Source organism: Phyllobacterium zundukense (assembly GCF_002764115.1).
Classification (GTDB): domain Bacteria; phylum Pseudomonadota; class Alphaproteobacteria; order Rhizobiales; family Rhizobiaceae; genus Phyllobacterium; species Phyllobacterium zundukense.
In genome coordinates, this window is sequence record NZ_CP017940.1 from 696,667 (window position 1) to 719,864 (window position 23,198).

A 23,198-nucleotide genomic window follows, 5' to 3' on the forward strand; every position below is an offset into this window, starting at 1 on the left:
ACGGGCCGGGAGGAGACTGACATGACCAAGACGATACGCCTGACCATGGCGCAGGCACTGACGCGCTTCCTAGCCAACCAGATGACTGTGATCGACGGTGACAAGGTGCCGGTCTTCGCCGGTGTCTGGGCCATTTTCGGCCATGGCAACGTCGCCGGTATTGGTGAGGCGCTCTATCAGATCCGCGAAGAGCTGCCGACCTATCGCGCCCACAATGAGCAGGCGATGGCCCATGCCGCCATCGCTTTTGCCAAGGCAAGCTTCCGCCGCCGCATGATGGCGGTAACGAGCTCTGTCGGTCCCGGTGCGACCAATATGGTGACCGCCGCGGCGCTGGCCCATGTCAACCGGCTGCCGCTCTTGCTGTTACCCGGCGATGTCTTTGCCAATCGCGTTCCCGATCCCGTCTTGCAGCAGGTGGAATCCTTCAGCGACGGCACGGTCTCAGCCAATGATTGTTTCCGTCCGGTATCGCGCTATTTTGACCGCATCACCCGGCCGGAACAGATTATTCCGGCGCTGGCGCGGGCAATGACGGTGCTGACCGATCCGGCTGAATGCGGACCGGTGACACTGGCACTGTGCCAGGATGTGCAGGCCGAAGCCTATGATTATCCGGAAAGCTTCTTCGAGGAACGCGTCTGGACGCAGCGGCGGCCAAGGCCAGACCGCAACGAACTGGCTGCAGCAATCGAGGCATTGAAATCGGCGAAGAAGCCGCTGGTCATCGCCGGCGGCGGCGTCATCTATTCGCAGGCATCATCGGTCCTGGCGGAGTTCGTCGAGGCGGCGGGCATTCCTGTCTGCGAAACGCAGGGCGGCAAGTCATCGCTACCCGACACGCATCCGCTCAACATGGCGGCCGTCGGCGTCACCGGCACCTCCGCGGCCAACCGGCTGGCGCAGGAAGCCGACGTTATTGTCGCCGTCGGAACCCGGCTGCAGGATTTCACCACCGGGTCCTGGGCGCTGTTCCAGAATTCGGCCAAGACCTTCATCGGACTCAACGTCCAGCCTTTCGATGCGGTGAAGCACCGTGCCCTGCCGCTCGTGGCCGATGCGAAGGAAGGCCTGATTGAACTCACAGCCGGGCTCAAAGGCTACAAGGCGCCGGCAAGCTGGACGGACAATGCGGCGAGCGGCAAGGCCGAATGGCAGCGTGCTGCCGCCAAGGTTACCGGCCCCACGAATGTGGCACTGCCTTCCGATGCGCAGGTCATCGGCGCCGTGCAGCGTGTGATGGGCAGTGAAGCGACCGTCCTGCATGCGGCTGGCGGTCTGCCGGGCGAAATGCACAAGCTCTGGCAGGCGGGGGCGCCCGGCTCCTATCATGCCGAATATGGCTTCTCCTGCATGGGCTATGAGATCGCCGGCGGGCTTGGTGCGAAAATGGCAAAGCCTGACACGGAAGTTGTCGTCATGATCGGCGATGGGTCCTATCTGATGCTGAATTCGGAAATCGCCACATCGGTGATGCTCGGCCACAAGATCAATATCGTGCTGCTCGACAATCGCGGCTATGGCTGTATCAACCGGCTGCAGACGGGCACCGGCGGCGCGAACTTCAACAACCTCCTGAAGGACTCGAAACACGAAGTTCTGCCGGACATCGATTTCGCGGCGCATGCACGGAGCCTCGGGGCGATTGCCGAGAAGGTGGCGTCGATTGCCGAAATGGAAAGCGCGCTTGAACGCGCCAAGCGGAATGACCGCACGACGGTGATCGTCATCGATACCGACCCGCTGATTTCCACGGAGGAGGGCGGTACCTGGTGGGACGTCGCCGTTCCGGAAGTAAGCCAGCGGCGCCAAGTGAATGAGGCGCGCAAGAACTATGAAGAGCAACAGAAGCTGCAGCGGGTTGGTGATTGAGCTGATTTGTACGTAGGTGCTGCGTGGTTCAACAGGATCACGACGAGGAATATTGGTGAATAGCGTTGATGCCGATTATCTCCCCTTGCGGGAGAGAAATCCAAGTGAGGGGTAGCTCAGCTAGGCAAATCCCCTCTCTTGCGATTTCTAGCACTTGAGCGAAGGCTCAAGATGCTGAAATCGCTTTCTCCCCCACGAGGGGGGAGATAACCGGCATCACAATAACTGAAGGAAGACAAGAATGATCCGTATCGGGGCGAACCCAATCGGCTGGTCCAATGATGACATGCTGGAAATCGGCGGCGATATTCCGCTGGAAACCTGCCTGAGCCAAGCTCAGGCTGCCGGGTTCACCGGCATGGAGCTTGGCAACAAGTTTCCGCGCACCGCCGACAAGCTGCGCCCGATCCTCGAATCCCATGGCCATAGCCTGGTCAGCGGCTGGTATTCGACCGAGCTTCTTACGCGCGATGTCGATGCCGAGCTCGAATCAGCGAAAGGCCATGCGACGCTGCTCAGGGATATGGGCTGCTCTGTGCTGATCGCCGCTGAAACCTCCAACGCCATTCATTCCAACAAGGAGCTGCCGCTTTCGGCACGGCCGGTCCTGCAGAAGGCGGCGTGGACGGTGTTCGGCGAGCGTTACACGCGCTTTGCGGAAGCCGTGAAGCAAACCTATGGCCTGCAGCTGGTCTATCACCACCACATGGGGACGGTCGTGCAGAGCGAGTCCGAGATCGACCGCTTCATGGAAGTGACCGGCAGCGCGGTTCACCTTTTGCTCGACACCGGCCATGCGACATGGGGCGGCGCCGACCCGGCACGGCTGGCGCGGCACTACAGGGCGCGCATCAGCCACGTGCATTGCAAGGATATCCGCGAGGACGTCATGTGGCAGTCGAACCGCGAAGACTGGTCTTTCCTCGATTCCGTGCTGGCTGGCGTCTATACTGTTCCCGGTGACGGCATGATCGACTATGTTCGCGTGCTGAAGGAACTTCAGGGCTATAGCGGCTGGGTCGTGGTCGAAGCCGAGCAGGATCCGAAGAAGGCCGATCCGGCCACATATTCGAAGCTCGGGCACGCCAATCTCAGCCGCTTCATCAGGGAAGCAGGACTCGCTTGATAAAAGACTCGAATCATCCATTTTTTCGTCCGCTGTGGCGCCGTGTTGCGGTGGTGGCCGTATGCTTTGCATGGGCCATCGTAGAGTTTGCAACCGGGACGCCCTTCTGGGGCGTGATAGCTCTGGGCTTTGCCGGGTATGGCATCTGGCAATTCTTCATTGCCTATGACGCCTCGGAGCCAGCCAAACCGGCGGATACCGAAGTCGAAAAGGAGTGAAACCATGTCGAAACTGTTGCTGAAAGCCAAGCCGGGGCCCGGGCATGTGGCGCATGTCACTCCGGAAAGTGCTGGATGGACCTATGTCGGTTTCGACCTGCACCGTGCGGTGGCGGGACAGACAGTCGCGGGCCGAAGCGAAGACAACGAAGTCTGCCTGGTTTTTGTCACCGGCAAGGGCGTGGCGACAGTCAATGGACGCGATCTCGGACTGCTCGGCGAACGCATGTCGCCGTTCGAGGGCAAGCCTTGGTCGGTCTATGTGCCCGAAGGTTGTGATTGGTCGGTGACGGCGGATACGCCGCTGGAGCTTGCCGTGTGCTCGGCGCCCGGACTTGGCGGCGGCCTGCCGGTGCGCGTGATTTCGCCCGACGATCTCGGCCAGGAGACGCGCGGCAAGGGCACCAATACCCGCTACGTCACCAATATCCTGCCGGAGAACGAGCCCGCGAATTCATTGCTTGTGGTGGAAGTGATCACACCCGGTGGTCACACATCGAGTTATCCGCCGCACAAGCATGACCAGGACAACCTGCCTGCCGAATCCTATCTGGAAGAAACCTATTACCACCGTTTCAACCCGCCGCAGGGCTTCGGTTTCCAGCGGGTCTATACGGATGACCGGTCGCTGGACGAGGCCATGGCGATCGAGGATGGCGATGTGGTCATGGTGCCCAAGGGCTACCACCCCTGCGCCGCCTGCCACGGCTACGATCTCTATTATCTCAATGTCATGGCCGGGCCGAAGCGCACCTGGAAATTCCACAATGCCGTGGAGCACGAGTGGCTGATGGGTTGAGACCTTTTAATCGATCCACCCTGATGGCCATCTGATGCGGTTTTCTGCGCTTCCGGTGCTCATGGACCCTCGAGCATGAGTGGCTGATGGGTCGATGAGTGCGAGTCCGAATGCCGATTATCTCTCCCCTTGTGGGAGAGAAGTATTTTCTTGGATTTAGCCTCATTGCTAAATCCTTAGAAAATCCAAGAGAGGGGGTATCGTCGCGGGTTCAAAATCCCCTCTCTGGCAATTTCTAGCACTTAGCAAGTGCTAAGATGCTGAAATTGCTTTCTCCCCCGCTAGGGGGAGATAGAGCTACCACCGCAGGATAAACCGTCCCGTGATTGCGCCAATGAGGCCGGCAACGAGCACGCCGAGCGTGTACCAGACCGCGATGAATGGCATGGCGCTTTCATTGCAATGGAACGAATAGACAAAAGCGGCGATGGCGCCGGCGGCAAGGCCCGCCGCTGCGCCCGCGACGGTCAGACGCGTCGGAGCCAGCCCGCGCAGCACCCAGAAGGCGCCGATCAGCAGCGGCAGTGACAGCATGACGATGTTGAAGGTGCAGACGGCAATCGTCCGGCCCTTGAGCATGGCCATATATTCATCAGGCGGTGTCATCGCCAATTGGGCAAAGGCGAGAACGCTCATCACCACGATGGTCGCGGCCATCAGACCGAGATTGACGCGGATCGAACCGAGCGGATGGGCGATGCGCTTGACCGCCCAGACACCGGCGACGGCGAGGATCAGCGTATAGGTGAACTTGGTCCAGAACATCATCGTTGTGCTGGCTTCAGCAAGGTCTGGCCGCATTCCGAGCCACAGCAACATCAGGATCGCCGATGCGGCGAGGCTGATGCCGAGCCCTGTTGCGACCCGCATGATGACAGCAGTTCTTGGCACGGGCTTCAATTCGCCGGTGAGACGTGCAATCAGGTCATTTGTCATCATTGGCTGCACCCTTTAACCTCGCGGTTATTGCCCTTATTCCCCTGTGTATGCTGACCTTTACGGACGTCTCCGAAAGGCCGGTACTTTGCGCGACTTCGGCGATGGACTGGCCCTCGATCCTGGTGCGGTAGATCAGGTCGCGGGTTTTTTCCGGCGCCGATTGCAGGAGCCGCTGCACATCCATGCGGTCCGCCGCCGCATCGGATTGATCCTGCGCGAACAGGTCCTCCACGTCGTCCAGCGGAACCGTCGCCCGGATGCGGTTGCGCCTGAAATGGTCGATCAGCTTGTAGCGCGCAATCGCATGCAGCCAGGCGGTGAAAGGCCTGTCGACCTCATAGGTTGCGCGCCTTGTGTGCAATGCCATCAGCGTCTCCTGCACGAGATCGTCGGCGTCGCCCTTATGCGCATCGGCCAGCCGGCGCAGGAAATAATATCGCAGGTGTTTGGCCACATCGCTCAAGAGAACGCCATAGCTCCGCGCATCACCCGCCAGGCTTGCGAGCATCAGTTCCTTCAATCGTGTTTCGATCGAATGCACGCCGATTCATTCCTTATTCGTGCGGAGCGGCGAAAGGTTACAGATGAGATGGAAGTCAGCGGCAGGTCAATGCTTCAAACATGAATCCACCGAAGAATGATCACCAATGCGTGATGCGTGTAACCGGATCGCGCTGCCTCGCGAATTGCCTGATGCGACCTGATCAGAAGCATCTGAAACTTATTGGCACGTTTCATCGTGTCTTGTTCAAACCGAGGAGACAACCATGAACATTTTCACACGCCGCATCGCCCTGTCGGCCTTCGTTCTCGCTACCGGGCTTGCCGGTGCAAGCATCGCCCTCGCCGAAGATGCCATGAAGGCCGATCCGATGAGCAAGGCCGACTGCGTGAAGAAGGCCGGGATGGAAAAAGACGCCATGAAGAAGGATTCCATGATGAAGGAATGCGACACGATGGCAATGAAAAAGGATACAATGCAGCCGATGAAGAAGGACGCCATGGCGCCTGACGCAATGGCTCCCAAGAAGAAGTAATAGAAGAGCTACCCCTTTTTACCCTCCCCCTTGTGGGGAGGGCGGAGCGAAGCGACGGGGTGGGGCTTGCAATGATCAATTTCGCGCCGGCGGAGCTGGTTTTCCGTCTCAAATAGACCCCTCCCGGACCTGCGGTCCGTCCCTCCCCACAAGGGGGAGGGCAAGAGGCGGCAGCGTTATGGAGGCTCAAATGACAAGCGTTGTTCGATCAGGGACGACAAAACCCAAGAAGGTGCTGTTCTACCGGCATTCGGCTGCGGTGCGCATTACCCATTGGCTGAACGTGCTGTGCCTGAGCTTCCTCCTGATGAGCGGCTTGCAAATCTTCAATGCGCATCCCCATCTCTACTGGGGCCAGTATGGCGCGGATGCCCTTCCTGATCCCTCCTTCATTTCCATCGGCGCCTTCAAGGATGGCGACACGATCAAGGGCGTCACCCGCATCGGCTCCCTGTCCCTCAACACCACCGGCGTCCTGGGCGCGTCGAAAGAGGACGGGCAACTCAGCCCGCGCGCTTTTCCTTCATGGATCACCATCCCGAGCTATCAGGACCTTGCTACCGGTCGGCGCTGGCACTTCTTCTTCGCCTGGTTCTTCGTCATCAATGGATTTGTCTATTTGCTCTACGGCTTGATCGCCGGCCATTTCCGGCGCGATCTCGTTCCGAGCAAGGACCAGCTGACGCCCACCCATCTGGCGCATGAGATTTCCGAACATGCGCGGCTGCGCTTTCCCAAGGGCGAAGAGGCAAGGCACTACAATTCCCTGCAAAAGCTTGCCTATGTGGGCGTCATTTTCATCATCCTGCCGCTGATGGTGCTGACCGGGCTCACCATGTCGCCGGGCTTCAATTCGATCTTTCCGTGGCTGCTGGATGTCTTCGGCGGGCGGCAGTCGGCACGCACGATCCACTTCATCGCCGCGTCGCTGCTCGTTGCCTTCGTTATCATCCACATCGTGATGGTGCTGGTTTCCGGCGTCTGGAACAATCTGCGCTCGATGATCACTGGCTATTACGCGCTGAAGATCCAACCGGAAAAGGAGACGTCAAAATGAGCTTCGATCTCACCCGCCGCCGATTCCTTATCGGCTCCGGTGTCGCGGCAACCGGGCTGCTGACCGGCTGCGATGCGCTGGTGGAAAACGCCAGCATCAACGATGTCCTGCAAAAAGCGGAATCCCTGAGCATGGGCGCCCAGCGCCTGCTCATGTCGCACCAGCCGCTGGCACGCGAATATACCGAGGCGGATCTGTCGCCGGTTTTCAAGGCGAATGGCACCTCCCAGCCAGATAGCGAAGACTATGCCCGGCTGATGGAAAGCAATTTCGCCGACTGGAAGCTGGTGGTGAATGGCATGGTGCAAACGCCGCTGGAGCTTTCGCTGGCCGATCTGAAGGCCATGCTGTCACGCACCCAGATCACCCGGCATGATTGCGTCGAAGGCTGGAGCGCCATCGGCAAGTGGACCGGCGTGCCCCTCGGTCTCGTGCTGCAGAAAGCCGGTCTTGCGCCTGGCGCTCGTTATGCGGTTTTCCATTGTGCCGACGATTACGAGCCATCGCTCGACGGCAGCGGCCGGTATTATGAGAGCATTGATCTTGTCGATGCATGGCATCCGCAAACGATCCTTTCCTACAGCATGAACGGCAAGGATCTGGAAGTTGCGCACGGTGCGCCGCTGCGCCTGCGTGTCGAACGCCAGCTTGGTTACAAGCATGCCAAATATGTCATGCGCATCGAGCTGGTCGACAGCTTCAAGAACCTTGCTGGCGGCAAGGGCGGCTTCTGGGAAGACCGCGGCTATGAATGGTATGCGGGGATATAACGCAAAAATCCCTGCGGCATACCGAAAAGCACCATCACTGTGGCAGCCCCGCCTTTTCCAGACCACTGGCCCATCGCGCGGCATCTTCCGGCCGCCGGATCGGGAAGCAATCGTTGAGACCCGACAGGCGGAGGTCGGGGTAAAGCTGGCGCAAACGCGCCATCGCCTCCGTAGCCTCCGGAGCTTGTCCGGCTAGCCCATGGCTTGCGGCAGCGACACAGGTTGCGATGAAGTGGACCGGCTGCTCGCGAATGGCCGCATGGGCCCATGAGGATGCATCCTCGTATCGGCCAGCAAAGAAGTATGCGGCGGCCATTGCCGCATGCGCATTGGACATCTGGGGGTCCTGTGGGTTCAGGCGCATGGCACGCGCGAGATGATCCATTGCCACCTCCGGTTCGCCAAGCCAAATCCTGGCCCAACCGCTGAACAGCCACGCCGAGGCCCAATTGGGATTGAGCACAAGAGCGCGCTCCAACAAGTCAACACCGTAGTCATGTGCGCCCAGAACATATGTGAAGGCGATTCCAGCCGTGCAGAGCGCCACCGCATCGTCCTTGCCCAAGGCTGCGGCGTGCCGGGCCAGTCGCTCGGTTTCGGCCGTCTCCTCCACGCGATCGACCATCCATCCACTTGCCTTCCGCTGGGAATAACAACGCGCCGCCATGCCATAAGCGGCAGCATATTCCGGATCGAGTTCGATAGCGCGGTAAAATAGCCGGAGCGCCTCGTTGTTGGCTTCCCTGTTCCAGCGATGCAACGCCGCCGAGCCGCGCAGGAAATAATCGTAGGCATCGAGGTTCTCGGTAGGCTTGCGCTTGGCCCGCTCGATCTCGGCCTGCTCGAGCTTCGATCCGATGGCGCCGACGACATTCGCGGTTATCTGGTCCTGAAGCTCGAAAATGTCTTCCAGCCCCCCTTCAAAGCGATCCGCCCAAATATGTACGCCCGTGGCGGCTTCAACAAGTTCGGCCGAAATGCGCACCCGGTTCGCCGCCCTGCGCACGCTGCCTTCCAGCACGTAGCGCACACCCAATTCGCGCCCGACCTGCTTCACGTCGACAGGGCGCCCCTTGTAGGTAAAGCTCGAATTTCGCGCGATGACAAACAACCAGCGAATGCGCGAGAGCCCGATGGTTATCTCTTCCACGATACCGTCGCCGAAATAATCCTCTGCCGCATCGCTCATGTTTCCAAATGGCAGTACGGCGATCGACGGCCGGTCCGGGAGTGCGGGTCTGGGCGCCCGCAAAGGCATGATCTGCTCGAGGTGCGCCCGGTAAGTCCGAAGGGGGCGCGCGATATTCTTGAGGTGGTGCATGCCCATATCGGCAAAGTTGACATCGACCTTGCCGTCGATCTGCCGGTACACGTCTTCGGAGATGCAGATTCCACCGGCCTCGGAAATCTCCTCGAGCCGGGCCGCGACGTTGACACCGTCACCCAGGATGTCATCGCCTTCGATCAGGACGTCGCCGAGATTGATACCGATCCGGAACAGCATCCGCTGGTCGGCGGGTGCCGCCGCATTTCGCTCCGACATCAGCCTCTGGATGGCTGCGCCACACGCAACGGCAGCAACGACGGACGGAAACTCCAGCAATACGCCATCGCCGATGGTCTTTACGATCCGGCCGCCCTGTTTCGTAATGATCGGCGAAATGGCCTCGCGGTGGCCCCGCAGGGCGCGCGCCGTTCCGGCTTCATCGGCTGCCATCAGCCGGCTATAGCCCACGACGTCGGCAGCCAGAATAGCCGCCAGCCTGCGCTCGACTTGGGGTTGACCCACGGACCTCTACCTCCGCTGTAGCTCCAAGGACAATACTATACACGAGCCTCCCTTGGAACGCTCGGAAAAGCTCCTAAACCTATTGGATGAGAGCCTTGGCATATCCTGCCATTGGGGTGATTTCCTTTGCCTTAGCGACCTTGAACCGTAGCCAGAACCGTTTCAAGTCTGTTGGCGGCCCATTCGGCGGAATAAAGGCGTGTTTGCGGCTTGGGTTTCGGCGCCGCGAGCGCCCTTGCAATCGCGCGATGGAGTTGTAGTGGCGAGGTGAACCAGTGCGCACCAGGATAGGTCTCGCGATAGGCGTCCTCCGGCCATGCGACGAAAGGCAAGCCCAGCCGCTGTGCCGTAGCGGCCTTGACATTGGACTTCCAGCGGCGTGACAGCCAGTTGCCATGACGGCCTCCGCGCACGGCGACCATAACGTCTGCGGGTGGCGGCAAAGGATCATTCGACATGACAAAATCGGCGCCAAGCAGGCGGCAGGACATGCGGGCCGCGTAGGCCCAGGCCTTCATGTAGCCGCGCTTGCCATGGAACAGTACACGGGATCGCGCGTGATCGTCCATAGCCGGGCCGCTCAGACGGGGGTCGAAGTGATGGTGCAGGGTGGCTGTGCGATAACCGAGTGGCGCGAGATCATCATTCATCGCCTGCGTCGGACAAAGGATAAGGTCGGGTGAAATCCGTTCGAAGGCCGGACTGAACAGTTCTCGTGCCTCCTAGGCATTTGCTATCTGCAGGGCCGGGTTGGCATGGCAGAAACGGCTCGCGCGCTGGTCCCAGAAATCAAGCGGATCGTAAATGATCGGGCCGCCCCATTTACGCAGCGCCGCAAGTCCCCGATCGGAAATGTGCTTGACCACCACAACCGCGTCGATGGCGCTCAGGTCGCGTTTTGTGGCATTGGCCACCGCACGCCAATTGGTCCTCGTCGCTGCAAGCTGTTCGCCACGCATGACCCACGCGCCGCTACCGCCAATTCCCGTAAACATGACACGCATGCAATTTTACCCTTACAAACTTTCGAAACATCAATTGCATTGCGTCGTGCCCGATCGCGCTGCGATTCGGCGCCCGGCAGTTGCGTGCTGTATCAGACAGGATCAGCAAAAGCCGGCAGGAAAGATGGCGAAAGCAAGGAATATTTTTGCCGGATTTTGCTGCGGTTCGCCGGGCCGGACGATGACGGCTCGCAAAAATCGATCGACTATCCTTAAAATTGCCTGTGACTTTCCCCATATGCGCGGGACAAGGTTATGTGCCTTACGTAGAGGAGACTGTCTGCATGCCATTTATTCTTTCCCGCCTCAGCCGGATTGCCGCGATATTCGTCATCGGATTGGCGGTGTCGTTCAGCGCTGTCTACGAGGCTGATGCCCGGCGTGCAGGTGGCGGTGGTTTCGGCAGCCGCGGTACGCGTACATTCCAGGCGCCCGCGCCAACGCGGACTGCGCCTGCGCCGGCTGCTCCGATCGAACGCTCGATGACACCGCGGCCACAGAATCAGCCAACGGCGGCACAGCCACAGGCTGGCCAGCAGCGTCCCGGTTTGTTCGGCGGCATGGGACGTTCGCTGATCGGCGGTCTGCTACTCGGTGGTCTGCTTGGCGCGTTCCTCGGTTACGGTTTTGGCGGCGCTGCCGGTATGCTCGGCATGCTGCTGCAGATCGCCCTGGTCATCGGCGCAATCATGCTTGCCATGCGGTTCTTCCGGTCGCGTCAGCCTTCCGCGGCGACAGCCGGTGCCAGCCCCTCCTTTGGCCGCAATGCCTATAGTGAACAGCCATCGGCAGCGGCACCGTCGTTTCGTGTTCCGACGATAGGCTCGGGTGCCGGCCAGAGCACCGCAAGTCAGGGTACTGCGGGGCAGGGTACAGCGGGATATGGCCAGGGTTACGCGGCAAAGGGCCAGGCGGTTCCATCGGACGAAATCGGCCTGAAGCAGGATGATCTCGACAGGTTCGAGCAGCTCCTGACCGAAGTGCAAACTGCCTATGGCAAGGAAGACTATGCCGCCCTGCGCAACCTGACCACACCTGAGGCCATGTCGTACCTGGCGGAAGAGCTCGGCCAGAATGCCACGGATGGCCTGCGAAACAGCGTGTCTGACGTCAAGCTCCTGCAGAGCGATATTGCCGAGGCGTGGGCCGAAGGCGATGCGCAATATGCAACCGCAGCCATGCGCTATTCGAGCGTCGATGCGATGCTGGACCGTAATACGGGCCGCGTCGTCAACGGCGATGAGGGAGAACCGTCGCAGACGACTGAGGTCTGGACGTTCGTGCGCAAGCCCGATTCCGATTGGAAGCTGGCGGCGATTCAGGACGCCTAATTCACTGCAACAGCTGATGCCGATTATCTCTCCCCTTGTGGGAGAGAAAGTGATTTCAGCATCTTAGCTTATGCTAAGTGCTAGAAATCACCAGAGAGGGGATAGTGGATTGTGTGACAGTTCCCCTCTCTTGGATTTTCCAAGGATTTAGCAAAGAGGCTAAATCCAAGAAAATCCTACCGGGGCGAGCCACGGGTCTCGCCCGCCTTCGGCCCCACAAGGGGGAGATCAGCGCCGCGCCGATTGTTTCAGATCAGCTTCTCAAGAGTAATCGGCAGGTCACGTACCCGCACTCCCGTGGCATGGTAGACAGCGTTGGCGATTGCTGGCGCGACGCCGACAATGGCCAGTTCACCTACCGCCTTGCCGCCCAGCACTGAAGCATGGGTATCGGGAATGCCGACCGAGATGACGTCGAGAGCGGGGATATCCGCATTGGTCGGGACGAGGTAGTCGCCCAGATTGTTGTTCATCACGCGGCCATGGCGGGGATCGACAATACCCTCTTCGAGCAGCGCCTGGCCGATGCCCATGATGATACCACCCTTCCACTGGCTCTCGGCGAGCTTCGGATTGTAGAGCCGGCCCGAATCCAGCGCGGACACCATGCGCGAGACGCGAACCGTTCCGAAATCCACATCGACACGCACTTCGACGAAATGCACGCACCAGCTGTGAAGCGAATAATCGCCTTCGGTCGGGGACTTCATTGTCGAGATCGTCGTGAAGTTGCGGAAATGATCCTTGTCGTTCTGGTGTTCTTCCGGCAGCGTATTGCGCAGCGCCTCGATACGCTCACGCCCGGTGCGACGCATGACTTCGGCAATGGCGACACTGGAACCCGCATCGCGCGGCGACGAGATCTGCCCGGCCTCGATGGTCAGCGTATTCGCCTGCAGGTCGCGGAACGGTGAGTTCGGATCGTTGATGGCGAGGCCGATCAGTTCGTCGCGGGCAGCATGCGCTGCCTTGTGCACGGCGCCCGTCATGAGATTCGCAAGTTGCGAACCACCGGCAACAGGTGCACGCGGAAGCGAGGAATCGCCGAGCTTGACCACGACGGTCTCGACCGGCACGCCGATCGCCTCGGCCGCCGTCTGGGCGAGGATCGTATAGGTGCCTTGACCCATATCGATACCGCTGCTGGCGACTTCGATAGTGCCATCGCTCAAGATGCGGACCATCGCTTCACCCGGCGTGCGGCGAACCGGGTAGGTGCCCGCGGCAACGCCGTAGCCGATAAGCTGCTTGCCCTCGCGCATGGACCTGATGCGCGGGTTGCGCTTCGCCCAACCGAAAGCTTCCGCGCCTGCTGCATAGGCTTCGCGCAGCCGGCGCGTCGACCAGGGTTTGTTCTCGCTCGGGTCCTGCTCGGCATAATTGAGCAGGCGGATATCGAGCGGATCGATGCCGACCTCGTAGGCAAGTTCGTCGATCGCGCATTCGATGCCGAAGGCGCTGGGGTTTTCACCGGGTGCACGCAGCGCACCGGGCTTTACCGTATTGACGGGCACGATGTTCTGGCGCGAGGAGAAATTCGGCGTCGCATACATGATCGATATGACGGAGCCGAGCGGTTCGACCGCGACGTCATTCATCGACGTCTCGTTGGCGCCGCGATGCAGGATCGACAGCAATTTGCCCTCAGGGGTGGCGCCGAGCGCGATGGTCTGCCGGGTCGCAGGCCGGCCGCCAAAAGCGGTAAAGGTCTGTGGCCGGGTGATCGCAAGCTTGACTGGGCGGTCGAGCATCTTCGCGGCGATTGCCGCAACCGCACCGTAGCGGGTTGGCAACGCCTTGGAACCGAAGCCGCCGCCGATATACGGCGACAACATGCGCACGTTCTCGAACGGTATATCGAACCATTCGGCATAGGTGCGGGACATGCCGTCGATCCACTGGCTCGGCTCCCAGAGGGTCAGCATATCGCCCTCCCAGTGGGCGATCAGCCCGTGTGGTTCGATCGGCACATTGTATTCGCGCGGTGTCCTGTATTCCTGCTCGATACGAACGGGAGCCGTGGCAAGCGCAGCCTCGGCATCACCCCATTCCTTGGTCATCATATCGATCGGGTAGCCTTCGCCGGACCTTGGATCGTCGAAGCTCGAAATCGGGACGGTTTCCTCATAGGTGACCTTGACGAGCGCTGCGGCAGCGGTCGCCTGCTCGAAAGTCTCGGCAATGACGGCCGCAATGTGCTGGCCGCTAAAGGTGATCTCGCGCGCCAAAGGGTCATAGGGAACGGCGGGCGGGGGCGCTCCGGTCCAGTCCGTAGCCGTCTTGATCGGTAGGGCATTGTCAGGGGTCAGGACAAGCAGGACGCCGGGATATGCCTCCGCCGCCGCACTGTCGATGGCAAGGACCCGGCCGGACGCGATCGTGCTGTCAATGATGACGGCATGGACCATGCCTTCCGGAAAATGCTCCATCGCATAGTCGGCAGATCCGGTGATCTTGGCAGGTCCGTCAATGCGCGATAGACGGCCGCCGAGGATACCATCCGATGCATCGCCATGTTTTATTTTTGTATCGACAATAGTCATGCCATGGCTCCCGTATTGAGAATGGCGCGTTCGACGACGCGCGGGGCGAGCTCGATCTTGTAGTGGTTGCCGCCATGGGCGATGGCGCCCTCGACAGCAAGACGGCTGGCGCTCTTGATGGTGTCCGGCTCCAGCACCTTGCCACGAAGCGCATCTTCGACTGCGCGGGCGCGCCATGGTTTGGTGGCTACACCGCCGAGACCGATACGAATATCGCGGATGGTTTCGCCGTCCGATTCGAACTCGATGCCGACCGCAGCGCTTGCGGCGGCGAACTCATAGGATTGGCGGTCGCGCACCTTGAGATAGGTGGAATGCCGTGCGGCGACTGAAGCGGGGATGGAGATCGCGGTGATCATTTCGCCGGGCTGCATGGCATGTTCCTTGTACGGCGTGCTGCCGGGGAGAAGGAAGAAGTCATCGATCGCGACATTGCGCTCGCCCATATGCACGACGGCATCGAAGGCAACGAGCGCCACGGCGAGGTCGCCGGGATAGGTGGCGATGCAGGCATCGCTGGTGCCGAGGATCGCATGGCCGCGATTGACGCCTTCGAGTGCAGAGCAGCCACTGCCGGGATTGCGTTTGTTGCAGGCGGGAAATGTCGCCGGATCGCGGAAATAAGCACAGCGCGTCCGCTGCAAAAGATTGCCGCCGATCGTCGCCATATTGCGGAGCTGGGCCGAAGCCGCCTGCCACAAGGCTTCGGATATTGCCGGAAACTCCGCTTGAATAGCAGCATCGGTGGCGACGTGGCTCATCTTTGCCAGCGCACCGATGAACGCGCCTTCCGCATCGACGCGGATCGCATCGAGGCCCTTGATGTGAGTGATATCGACGACGCGTTCGGGCTGCGTCACACCGCATTTGGCAAGATCGAGGAGGGTTGTTCCGCCCGCAAGCAGCATTGTTGCCGGCATGGCGGCGGCGCGCAGCGCTTCATCGACCGAGCCGGCACGAAGATAGGAGAAATCCCTCATGACATCACCTTTGCAGCTTCGCGGACCGCCTCGACAATGTGCGGATAGGCCCCGCAACGGCAGAGATTGCCCGACATGTATTCGCGAATTTCATCGTCGGAACCGGCATGGCCCTCGCGGATGCAAGCGACCGCGGACATGATCTGTCCTGGCGTGCAATAGCCGCACTGAAAGGCATCATGCTCGAGGAAGGCTTCCTGGACCGGATGAAGGTCGCCTCCGACATCGGAAAGCCCCTCAATCGTTGTGATCTTCCGGCCTTCCACCTGCGCTGCCAGCGTCAGGCAGGAAAGGACCCGCTCTCCATCGACATGCACGGTACAGGCGCCGCATTGGCCCTGATCGCAGCCTTTCTTGGTTCCGGTGAGTTCGAGATGATCGCGCAGCGCGTCCAGCAAGGTCACTCGCGGCTCGACCGTGAGTGTCTGCGTCTGACCGTTGATATCGAGATGTAGGGTGGCTTGGTTCGTCATAGGCGTCCTGCTCCAGTACGCTCATTGGAAATTAAACGGGGCCCGTATCGTTCGGTTGCGTTCAAGGCGCAAAAAACATGACATGCTGGCCCTAAATGGGGTAATAGTCCGAAAGTCACGGACTAATCGGAGGTGCCTCCGTTTTTGAAACATAGCGGCTTGCCCCTGCGGGTTCAAGCCCTAATCGCATTTGGAGTTGGAATATTGCGCAGCAAGGAGCCGCCAGAGCCGAAGGAGATCAAGCCATCTCCGCCTGCCAGGCGCCTGCGTGCCGATGCCAGCCGCAATCGGGAAAAGCTCGTCGAGATTGCCGCGATTGCCTTTGCCGAACGAGGCGGTAACGCTTCACTGGAGGAGATAGCGCGGCAGGCGGGCGTCGGCATCGGTACTCTCTACCGGCATTTTCCAACGCGCGAACATCTGGTCGAAGTCCTCTACCGGCGCGAGGTCGAGGCGCTTTGCGCGGCTGCCGAGGAACTGGCGCAACGTGAGGTGCCGGATGTTGCGCTGGCGGAATGGATGCAGCGTTTCGTCGATTACATTGCCGCAAAGCGCGGCATGGCGAACAGTTTGCGTATCCTCTTCGACGCGAATTCCGAAGTGTTTGCCAATACGTCCGGCATGGTTGCGCTGGCCCTGCAGCGTCTTGTCGACGCCGCGATTGCCGATGGGTCCATCCGCAGCGATATCGATATATCCGACATATCGCAGGCTCTGTCGGGGATCTATTCAGCGCCCGATACTCCCGACTGGCGCGACCGCTCCCGCCGCCTCGTTTCGCTGCTGATGGATGGCCTGCGCTGGGGCTCGCCAAAGGCGAAACTCTAAATAGACAAAACTTGCCCTAGAATGCCGGATTATCGTATCGGGTTGAAATGGTATGTGACCGGCCGTGTCGCCGGTTGCCACATTGGAGCCTTAAACGGACGATTGATTTCGGCTATTATTTGAAATGAATACTCATGGGAGAGGTGAATATGGCTCAATTTGAACGTGGTATCGTCCTGGCAGCTTGTCTTGGCTTGTTTGTAAGCGGCGCAGCTTTGTCAACCACAGATAGTTTCAGTCCAATTGGGTCAGCCCTTGCCAAGAATGGCGGTGGCAATGGAAACGGCGGCGGCAATGGAAACGGCAATAGTGGTGGAAAGTCGTCCGACCATGGCAAGTCGGCCAGCGCTCACGACAAATCCAACGTCAAGCACGACAAAACCAAAGTCCAGAAAGCGTCTTTGAACACAGATGACGAAAATACGCTGGGTCCGCTCAACGCTGCCCACGCGTCGGCACGTGCAAGAGAACGGGCCTCACCAAACTCATCCGTCGGCAAGATTGCTACCTATGAGCGCGCGCGGGAGGATGCATTGGCGCTGACCGATCCCGTGCTTCGGGAACAGGAACTCGATGATGCGGTCGCTCAACTCGAGGAAGATTTTGGCCGTACGCTGACTGATGCGCAGGTCGATCGCGTCAACGCATTGCTCGACGCACGCCAGTAATCTTGAAGAGATCTTCAAACAGCGGCCTCCGGGCCGCTGCTTTCGTTCGTAGTCCCCATTGGTTTGTTGCGCAGATCGAAAGCGCCGGACGTTCTTTGGCACCAGACCAAACTTGCTCTAGCAATTGGATGAGGCATTCGCCTAGTCTGCCCCGTGCAAAAGAAGATCAGCGAAAGAAGAGTATCGTGCCAATAACATCGGTGTTTGACAAAAATTACGCAGCATTCCTGTTCGACATGGATGGCACCCTGCTCAATTCCACATTGGCGGCAGAGCGGGTATGGGCAAGATGGGCGGAACAGCACGGACTTGACGTCAAAACCTTCTTGCCCACCATGCACGGTGCCCGCGCAGTCGATACCGTTCGCAGACTGGGACTGCCGGGCGTCGACCCGGAGGAGGAAGCCGTAAAGATAACCGAGGCCGAAATAATCGATGTGGACGGGATCGTGCCGCTTCCTGGCGCAGTCGAATTCCTCAACGGACTGCCTTCGGCAAAATGGGCGATCGTCACATCATCGCCGCTCGAACTGGCAAAACGCCGCCTGGCTGCAGCTGGAATCCCCGTGCCTGCGAACCTCGTTACCGCTGAAGATGTAAAGGTTGGCAAGCCCAGCCCCGACTGCTACCTGCTGGCGGCGCAAAAACTTGGAGTTAGCGCCGCCGATTGTCTCGTCTTCGAAGATGCCGTTCCGGGCATTCTGGCTGGTGATGCGGCGGGAGCCGATGTCCTGGTGATCACGGCGACGCATACGCATGCCATAGAAACCGCGCATACGACCATTCGCAATTACGAAGGGCTAGACATTCATATTGATCGCGAAGGACGGCCATCTTTGGTAAAAGAAGTCGATGCATGACGCCAAGGTTGTTGCATGGCTCCTGACCCCAGAGCTGCCCGAGGATGGGATTAGAGGCAGGCGATAGCCAAGCATGGTCGCGTTGAATCCATTCTGGAGGAGAACGAAATGCTGCTCACGAACAAGATTGCCATCGTCAACGGTGCTGGAGGAGCGATCGGCGGTGCCGTCTCGCGCGCCTTTGCCCGGGAAGGTGCTGCGGTCTATCTGGCTGGACGCACCCTTGCCAACGTCGAGAAAGTTGCAGCCAGTATCCGCAAGGCCGGTGGCAAGGCGAACGCGGCGCAGGTTGACGCGCTCGACGAGGACGCTGTCGAAAGGCACGTGCGCGAGGTTGCCGCCGAAACACCCGGTATCGATATCCTGTTCAATGCCATCGGCATGGAGGATATCCAGGGACCGCTCCTGACCGAGATGCCATTCGACGACTTCTTCAGACCGATCCACAAGGCAGCGAAGAGCCAGTTTATCACGTCCCGTGCCGTTGCCCGGCATATGGCGGAAAGGGGCCGCGGCGTGATGATGACCGTGACCGCCGGGCCGCCGGAAGCAACAGGTAATATTGGCGGCTTCGGCCCGGCTTGCCAGATGATCGAAGGACTTTGGCGCGGCTATGCGGCAGAACTTGCGCCCAAAGGCATTCGCGTCATCTGCCTGCGATCGTCCGGCTCACCCGATTCTCCGGATTTCCAGGAGATGCTGCGTCAGCACACCGAAGCGACCGGCAAGCCCGCCGAGGAATTCATTGCGGAAATCAGCAGCGGATTGTTGCTGCGGCGCCTGCCGTTCCTCTCCGAAGTGGCCGATGTCGCTGCTATGATGGCGTCAGACCGCTCAAGTGCGCTCACCGGTACGTTCATCCATGTCACATGCGGTTCGCGCTTTGATTGAACCGCCATATCTGCAGAGCGAGTAAGGGGAAACTGGCCAACAGGTCACACGAGAGGAGAGACAATCATGGCCCGATATCGCCAAAACCTGTCCCAGCTTTCCGGGGAAACATTTCTCAGTGACGGGGGCATGGAGACGACCCTTATCTTCCAAGAAGGTGTCGAACTTCCGCATTTTGCCTCCTTCGTCCTGATGGCGAGCCCCGAGGGCCGCCAGCAATTGAAAGATTACTACATCCCGTATCTGGAGGTCGCGCACCAGCACCGCACCGGCTTCATTCTCGATACGCCAACCTGGCGGGCAAACCCCGACTGGGGCGCTTTGCTTGGTTACGGCCCGGAAGGCTTGCGCACCATCAACAGGGATTCGGTCCGGCTGCTGCTCGAGCTTCGCAACGAATTCGAGTCAGGCGTAACACCCTGCGTGATCAGCGGCGCCATTGGACCGCGCGGCGATGGCTACAAGGCCGGGGACATGGATGCCGGGGAAGCCGAAACCTATCACGGCGCGCAGATCGAGAGTTTTGCGCAAACCGAGGCGGATATGGTCTCGGCCTATACGCTGACCAATTACAAGGAAGCGATCGGGATTGCGCGGGCGGCACAGACGCATGGCATGCCCTGCGCGATCTCCTTCACAGTGGAAACCGACGGACGACTGGTGACGGGCCTGGCTCTGGGCGAGGCGATCGACCGGGTCGACGATGCGACAGGCGGGGCGCCTGCCTACTACCTGATCAACTGCGCACATCCGACGCACTTCATGCAGGCCCTGGAAAAGGGAGAATCTTGGCTCGACCGCGTGCGCGGGGCGAAGGCGAATGCGTCGACCAAGAGCCACGCGGAACTCGATGAATCGGAAACGCTCGACGCCGGCGATCCGCTCGATCTCGGACGGCGCTACAAGGCACTGACCCAATCGTTCTCCACGATGCGGGTTCTGGGCGGATGCTGTGGCACTGATCACCGCCACATCGCGGCGATCTGCGAAGCCTGCCTGTAGCGGTCTGGCCTGTCAGAGCGCCACCCAGTCCCGGAGCGGGACGCGAATCATGCGCGGTGGTGCTTCGGTGTCGGTGGGACTGACCAGACGCGGCGAGGGCAGCGACTCATCGATGGACGGTTCACTCGCGCGCCGCCAATCCTCCTCGAACAGGTCCTCGAAATATTTGACCGCATCGGAATGATAGATCACCAGGCTGGCGTCCCGGTTGAACTGGGTTCCCGCGTTCGTCCAGTTATGGCTGCCCAGGACCACGGCCTTCCGGTCAATGATGATGCCCTTGGTGTGGCACCGGGACGAGAGCTTCAGCTTGTCGAAGTCAAAGCCCTTCTTCTTGAGCTTGGTCAGGGTCTTGCGCAGGTCGTCACCGATGCGCCGGAAGATGATGCGAACGTCAAGATCCGCCTTCTGCTTTGCAAGAAGGCCATCGACGAGGCGGCGAAAGTGGGGTGCGTCACCGTCCCTGTCCGCCAGTTTCAGCGACTGGTTCTGGAAGAGCACGCGGCTCTGCGCCCCCTCGATAAGCTCGGCGACGACATCGGCGTAATTGTCAGGCGTCAGTAGCGGATGAATTTCAAGCGGTCCCTCGATCCGCTTGGAATTGCGCAACACATATGGCGCTTCGAGCGCGTCAAAGGGATCGGTAAAATATTCCACAGGCACCCATACATAGGGTTCGCCGCCCGCAGCCTCCACGTTCTCGGTTTCCCTGGCTTCCTCGAGGTCGAGCAGGATGTGATCCTCGTAAAGCCTTGCCAGAGGCCCGTTCTCGACAACGGCGTGCCACTCCCTGTTAAAGCCGCCGACAAGTTTTGTCGGCGTGCCGAAATCCGACCCGTCTTCGCCCAGTGCCGGCTGGTTGGAGCTTTGCCAGTTGCCGGATGAGAGCCAGAAGGAAGCATGATCCTTGACCGCAACCTTGATGTGGTAGGCGGAATCGAAGATCCCGTTCGGATTGCCAATACGGCCGAACGGCCGTGCGATTGACGCCCAGGAGAAGTCGAAACGCTTCTTCAATTCGGCAGCCAGGCTGTCCCTTGTTTGCACGTCCGTTCCGTCGTTCTTTTTCGATCCGCTCCCGGTGTCTTCGCCAGCCTGCAACACGAGATTGAGTTCGCGCGGGGACTTCTTCGTCGTATCGATGACGGCTTTCAGGATGTGCGGAGCGGTGAAGTCGTACATACCCACGGTGAGCTGCGTTTCCACCCCTTTCAGGAATTCCTTCAGCACTGGCCAGCCGCAATCCGGGCTGACACTGAGGGTGACGGCGGCGACGTCCCGCACCGGATTCAGCGGAAGTTTCGGGCGCGGCTTGTACCGCGATGTCCAGCCTGCTTCGTTCGTCACCCAGTCCTCAACAAGGCCCAACTGATCGGAGATCGAGGCGAAGGTAACGTCTGTCGGGATTCCGTCTATTTCGGCCGGGATCAGGGTCATGCCCTTTAACGCGAGTTCCTCCGGCGTAAGGCGCTGCGTTACCGCGACTACGATGACCGGCTCATCGGTCATGATGCCGCCTGTCACCCGCAGCCCAGGATAGACCGCCACAACATCGGCACGGCTGCTGAGAAGCTGCTGGGCAGCGGGGATAACGCGTTCCACTTCAGCCGGCGTAGCGGGTTTGCCGCGACTTGCACGTGTTCCGGACGTTGTGGAAACGGTCGCGGCAGTGACGTCGCCGATGCGCACCGTCACGGTGATCGGGATGGTGACAGATATTTCGTTCCCTGCCATTGGCTGCTCGCCTCCCTTTGACACTTGCACGATTGGCGGTGTTGTCTCGCGATTGACAGTGGAAAGGGCCACAAGCGGCGGCTTGAGGGCTTGCACCAGCAGATCATTCAGACTGCCGCCTGCGACGGCGCCATTGCTCTTGAGAAAGACACCGCTCTTGTGCAGGCCGACCACCAGTCCGGTCTCGATGTCGATAACCGGGGAGCCGGAGTTTCCGCCGAGCGTGGTGCAGTCGTGGGAGAGTTCGGCTCCGATCAGGGACTTCACGAACCCCGGTGCGATCCGCTTGCGTCCATAGACGTCGCCGAAGATCGAATCCATCAACGCTTGGTCCGGAATGCGGGTATCTCGGAGCGGATAGCCGATGACGGCGACAGTTTTGCCCAGGGGATCTGCGAGATCGATGGCGAGTGGCGGGGGAAGCGCGGAACCGCGGGCAGGGGTGACACGCAGAAGCGCCACGTCAAGCTCGCGCGGTCCTCCGACAAACAGGATATCGCTGATCGTGAATTCCGATTCCGCAGTCGAGCCGACTTCCTCGAGAAAATCGATGGCGACGCCGATCGGCTTGCGCGGATCGTCGCCCGTCATGAAGCGAAAGCCCTGCGGGCCGCGCTCGGCGAAATAGGCCGCCACATGGCTGTTCGTTACGACAATGCCCGGCTGGATCATCCAGCCGGTCGCCAGGGCCGGCATCGCGATGAAGTTGTCGAGTTCGATGCGGCCGACCGACGGAATGACCTTTTTCAGCGCCTTGGCCGATTTCAGCAAACGGTCGCCCCACACCTCGCTCTCGGGATCGGTGAATTTCAGGACAGCGGCGCCCTCGGTGATACCAAGGACCGGGCGGCCACGGCGCAGCGCGATGGATTCTTCCCGAATGGAATTGTCGGGGCGAAAGCGCGCGGCCGGTATGGCCGGCTGCGGCGCGAACGCCGTCTCGCTCACCGGCGCGTCCGCCTTCGGGCTTTTCGGCGGACCGGGATCTGGCCGCTTCAGCGCTTCCTCAATATCGTTGTCAATCTTGTCGACGAGTGCGCGGTCCTTGGCATAGGGCGCCGTCCTGACGTCGCGTACGAGTCCTTCCAGCCGCTGACGGTCATCACGCATCGTCATTCCCCCCAACAATGCTTGCGGTCGCTATTTTGGCGACATTTAGTGCCACATTCAATATTGAAACAGCCGGGCCCTGGGCGGTACCTTAGCGGTTCAGCCTGCAGTAGTATGTGCCTGCAGTGTGTCATTGTCTTAACAGAGTGTCGGGTGGCGGGAGGTTC

The 23,198-nt window shown here is 60.1% G+C and carries 21 protein-coding genes and 1 pseudogene; 13 read left to right on the forward strand and 9 right to left on the reverse strand.

Annotated features, from left to right (window positions below; genetic code table 11):
* The first annotated feature begins 21 nt into the window (after positions 1-21).
* From iolD to iolB, 4 genes are all read left to right on the forward strand, one after another.
* Entirely contained in the window at positions 22-1,872 is a 1,851-nt protein-coding gene (gene iolD / locus BLM14_RS03430) for a 3D-(3,5/4)-trihydroxycyclohexane-1,2-dione acylhydrolase (decyclizing) (protein ID WP_099998099.1), read from the forward strand.
* Between the two features lie 241 nt (positions 1,873-2,113).
* Positions 2,114-2,998, forward strand: a complete 885-nt coding sequence (gene iolE, locus BLM14_RS03435) for a myo-inosose-2 dehydratase (protein WP_099998100.1) — start codon at positions 2,114-2,116, stop codon at positions 2,996-2,998.
* Positions 2,998-3,216, forward strand: coding sequence for a hypothetical protein (locus BLM14_RS03440; RefSeq protein ID WP_100001012.1), 219 nt, complete (start codon positions 2,998-3,000; stop codon positions 3,214-3,216). The genes iolE and BLM14_RS03440 overlap by 1 nt, the downstream gene beginning before the upstream one ends.
* 4 nt (positions 3,217-3,220) lie before the next feature.
* Positions 3,221-4,015, forward strand: a complete 795-nt coding sequence (gene iolB, locus BLM14_RS03445) for a 5-deoxy-glucuronate isomerase (protein ID WP_099998101.1) — start codon at positions 3,221-3,223, stop codon at positions 4,013-4,015.
* A gap of 297 nt (positions 4,016-4,312) precedes the next feature.
* On the opposite strand, the gene BLM14_RS03450 is transcribed toward iolB, so the two are convergent.
* Entirely contained in the window at positions 4,313-4,954 is a 642-nt protein-coding gene (locus BLM14_RS03450) for an NrsF family protein (RefSeq protein ID WP_099998102.1), read from the reverse strand.
* Positions 4,941-5,462 (reverse strand): sigma-70 family RNA polymerase sigma factor, encoded by a 522-nt coding sequence (locus BLM14_RS03455; RefSeq protein WP_418314218.1) that lies wholly within the window; start codon positions 5,460-5,462, stop codon positions 4,941-4,943. The genes BLM14_RS03450 and BLM14_RS03455 overlap by 14 nt, the downstream gene beginning before the upstream one ends.
* 259 nt (positions 5,463-5,721) lie before the next feature.
* Here BLM14_RS03455 and BLM14_RS03460 point away from each other — a divergent pair.
* The 3 genes and pseudogenes from BLM14_RS03460 to BLM14_RS03470 all read left to right on the forward strand — a co-directional run.
* Positions 5,722-5,913 (forward strand): annotated as a pseudogene (locus tag BLM14_RS03460) (pentapeptide MXKDX repeat protein); the annotation flags it as partial.
* Positions 5,914-6,181: 268 nt separating this feature from the next.
* Positions 6,182-7,048: a cytochrome b/b6 domain-containing protein gene (locus tag BLM14_RS03465; protein ID WP_099998105.1), complete on the forward strand. Its 867-nt coding sequence runs from the start codon at positions 6,182-6,184 to the stop codon at positions 7,046-7,048.
* Positions 7,045-7,818, forward strand: a complete 774-nt coding sequence (locus tag BLM14_RS03470) for a molybdopterin-binding protein (protein ID WP_099998106.1) — start codon at positions 7,045-7,047, stop codon at positions 7,816-7,818. Before BLM14_RS03465 ends, BLM14_RS03470 begins: the two co-directional genes overlap by 4 nt.
* Before the next feature lie 34 nt (positions 7,819-7,852).
* On the opposite strand, the gene BLM14_RS03475 is transcribed toward BLM14_RS03470, so the two are convergent.
* The 3 genes from BLM14_RS03475 to BLM14_RS03485 form a co-directional block, all read right to left on the reverse strand.
* Positions 7,853-9,607, reverse strand: coding sequence for an adenylate/guanylate cyclase domain-containing protein (locus BLM14_RS03475; protein ID WP_237143448.1), 1,755 nt, complete (start codon positions 9,605-9,607; stop codon positions 7,853-7,855).
* 131 nt (positions 9,608-9,738) lie between these two features.
* The gene (locus BLM14_RS03480; protein ID WP_099998107.1) at positions 9,739-10,257 is read right to left on the reverse strand and encodes a hypothetical protein; all 519 of its coding nucleotides are present in this window, start codon (positions 10,255-10,257) and stop codon (positions 9,739-9,741) included.
* Between the two features lie 72 nt (positions 10,258-10,329).
* Positions 10,330-10,611 (reverse strand): hypothetical protein, encoded by a 282-nt coding sequence (locus BLM14_RS03485; protein WP_099998108.1) that lies wholly within the window; start codon positions 10,609-10,611, stop codon positions 10,330-10,332.
* A gap of 284 nt (positions 10,612-10,895) precedes the next feature.
* On the opposite strand from BLM14_RS03485, the gene BLM14_RS03490 reads away from it, so the two are divergent.
* Positions 10,896-11,942: a Tim44 domain-containing protein gene (locus tag BLM14_RS03490; RefSeq protein WP_099998109.1), complete on the forward strand. Its 1,047-nt coding sequence runs from the start codon at positions 10,896-10,898 to the stop codon at positions 11,940-11,942.
* Positions 11,943-12,190: 248 nt separating this feature from the next.
* Here BLM14_RS03490 and BLM14_RS03495 read toward each other — a convergent pair whose 3' ends face one another.
* The 3 genes from BLM14_RS03495 to BLM14_RS03505 are packed head-to-tail and all read right to left on the reverse strand — an operon-like array spanning position 12,191 to position 15,938.
* A complete protein-coding gene (locus BLM14_RS03495) occupies positions 12,191-14,485 on the reverse strand; it encodes a xanthine dehydrogenase family protein molybdopterin-binding subunit (protein ID WP_099998110.1) in 2,295 nt (764 codons plus the stop codon).
* Positions 14,482-15,465 carry an FAD binding domain-containing protein gene (locus BLM14_RS03500; protein ID WP_099998111.1) on the reverse strand — a complete coding sequence of 328 codons (984 nt, stop codon included), beginning with the start codon at positions 15,463-15,465 and terminating at the stop codon, positions 14,482-14,484. The genes BLM14_RS03495 and BLM14_RS03500 overlap by 4 nt, the downstream gene beginning before the upstream one ends.
* Complete coding sequence (locus tag BLM14_RS03505; protein WP_099998112.1) at positions 15,462-15,938, reverse strand: (2Fe-2S)-binding protein; 477 nt, start codon at positions 15,936-15,938, stop codon at positions 15,462-15,464. The genes BLM14_RS03500 and BLM14_RS03505 overlap by 4 nt, the downstream gene beginning before the upstream one ends.
* A 204-nt stretch (positions 15,939-16,142) precedes the next feature.
* Here BLM14_RS03505 and BLM14_RS03510 point away from each other — a divergent pair, with 204 nt between their 5' ends.
* The 5 genes from BLM14_RS03510 to BLM14_RS03530 all read left to right on the forward strand — a co-directional run bounded on the left by BLM14_RS03510 (position 16,143) and on the right by BLM14_RS03530 (position 20,187).
* Positions 16,143-16,766 carry a TetR/AcrR family transcriptional regulator gene (locus BLM14_RS03510; protein ID WP_099998113.1) on the forward strand — a complete coding sequence of 208 codons (624 nt, stop codon included), beginning with the start codon at positions 16,143-16,145 and terminating at the stop codon, positions 16,764-16,766.
* Positions 16,767-16,915: 149 nt separating this feature from the next.
* Entirely contained in the window at positions 16,916-17,434 is a 519-nt protein-coding gene (locus BLM14_RS30860) for a Holotricin-3 precursor (protein WP_108724313.1), read from the forward strand.
* A gap of 236 nt (positions 17,435-17,670) precedes the next feature.
* A complete protein-coding gene (locus BLM14_RS03520; RefSeq protein WP_237143512.1) occupies positions 17,671-18,294 on the forward strand; it encodes an HAD-IA family hydrolase in 624 nt (207 codons plus the stop codon).
* A 108-nt stretch (positions 18,295-18,402) separates the two neighbouring features.
* Positions 18,403-19,185 carry an SDR family NAD(P)-dependent oxidoreductase gene (locus BLM14_RS03525; protein ID WP_099998115.1) on the forward strand — a complete coding sequence of 261 codons (783 nt, stop codon included), beginning with the start codon at positions 18,403-18,405 and terminating at the stop codon, positions 19,183-19,185.
* Between the two features lie 66 nt (positions 19,186-19,251).
* Positions 19,252-20,187, forward strand: a complete 936-nt coding sequence (locus BLM14_RS03530; RefSeq protein ID WP_099998116.1) for a homocysteine S-methyltransferase family protein — start codon at positions 19,252-19,254, stop codon at positions 20,185-20,187.
* Positions 20,188-20,199: 12 nt separating this feature from the next.
* On the opposite strand, the gene BLM14_RS03535 is transcribed toward BLM14_RS03530, so the two are convergent.
* A complete protein-coding gene (locus BLM14_RS03535) occupies positions 20,200-23,031 on the reverse strand; it encodes a phospholipase D-like domain-containing protein (protein WP_162293135.1) in 2,832 nt (943 codons plus the stop codon).
* Between the last annotated feature and the right edge of the window lie 167 nt (positions 23,032-23,198).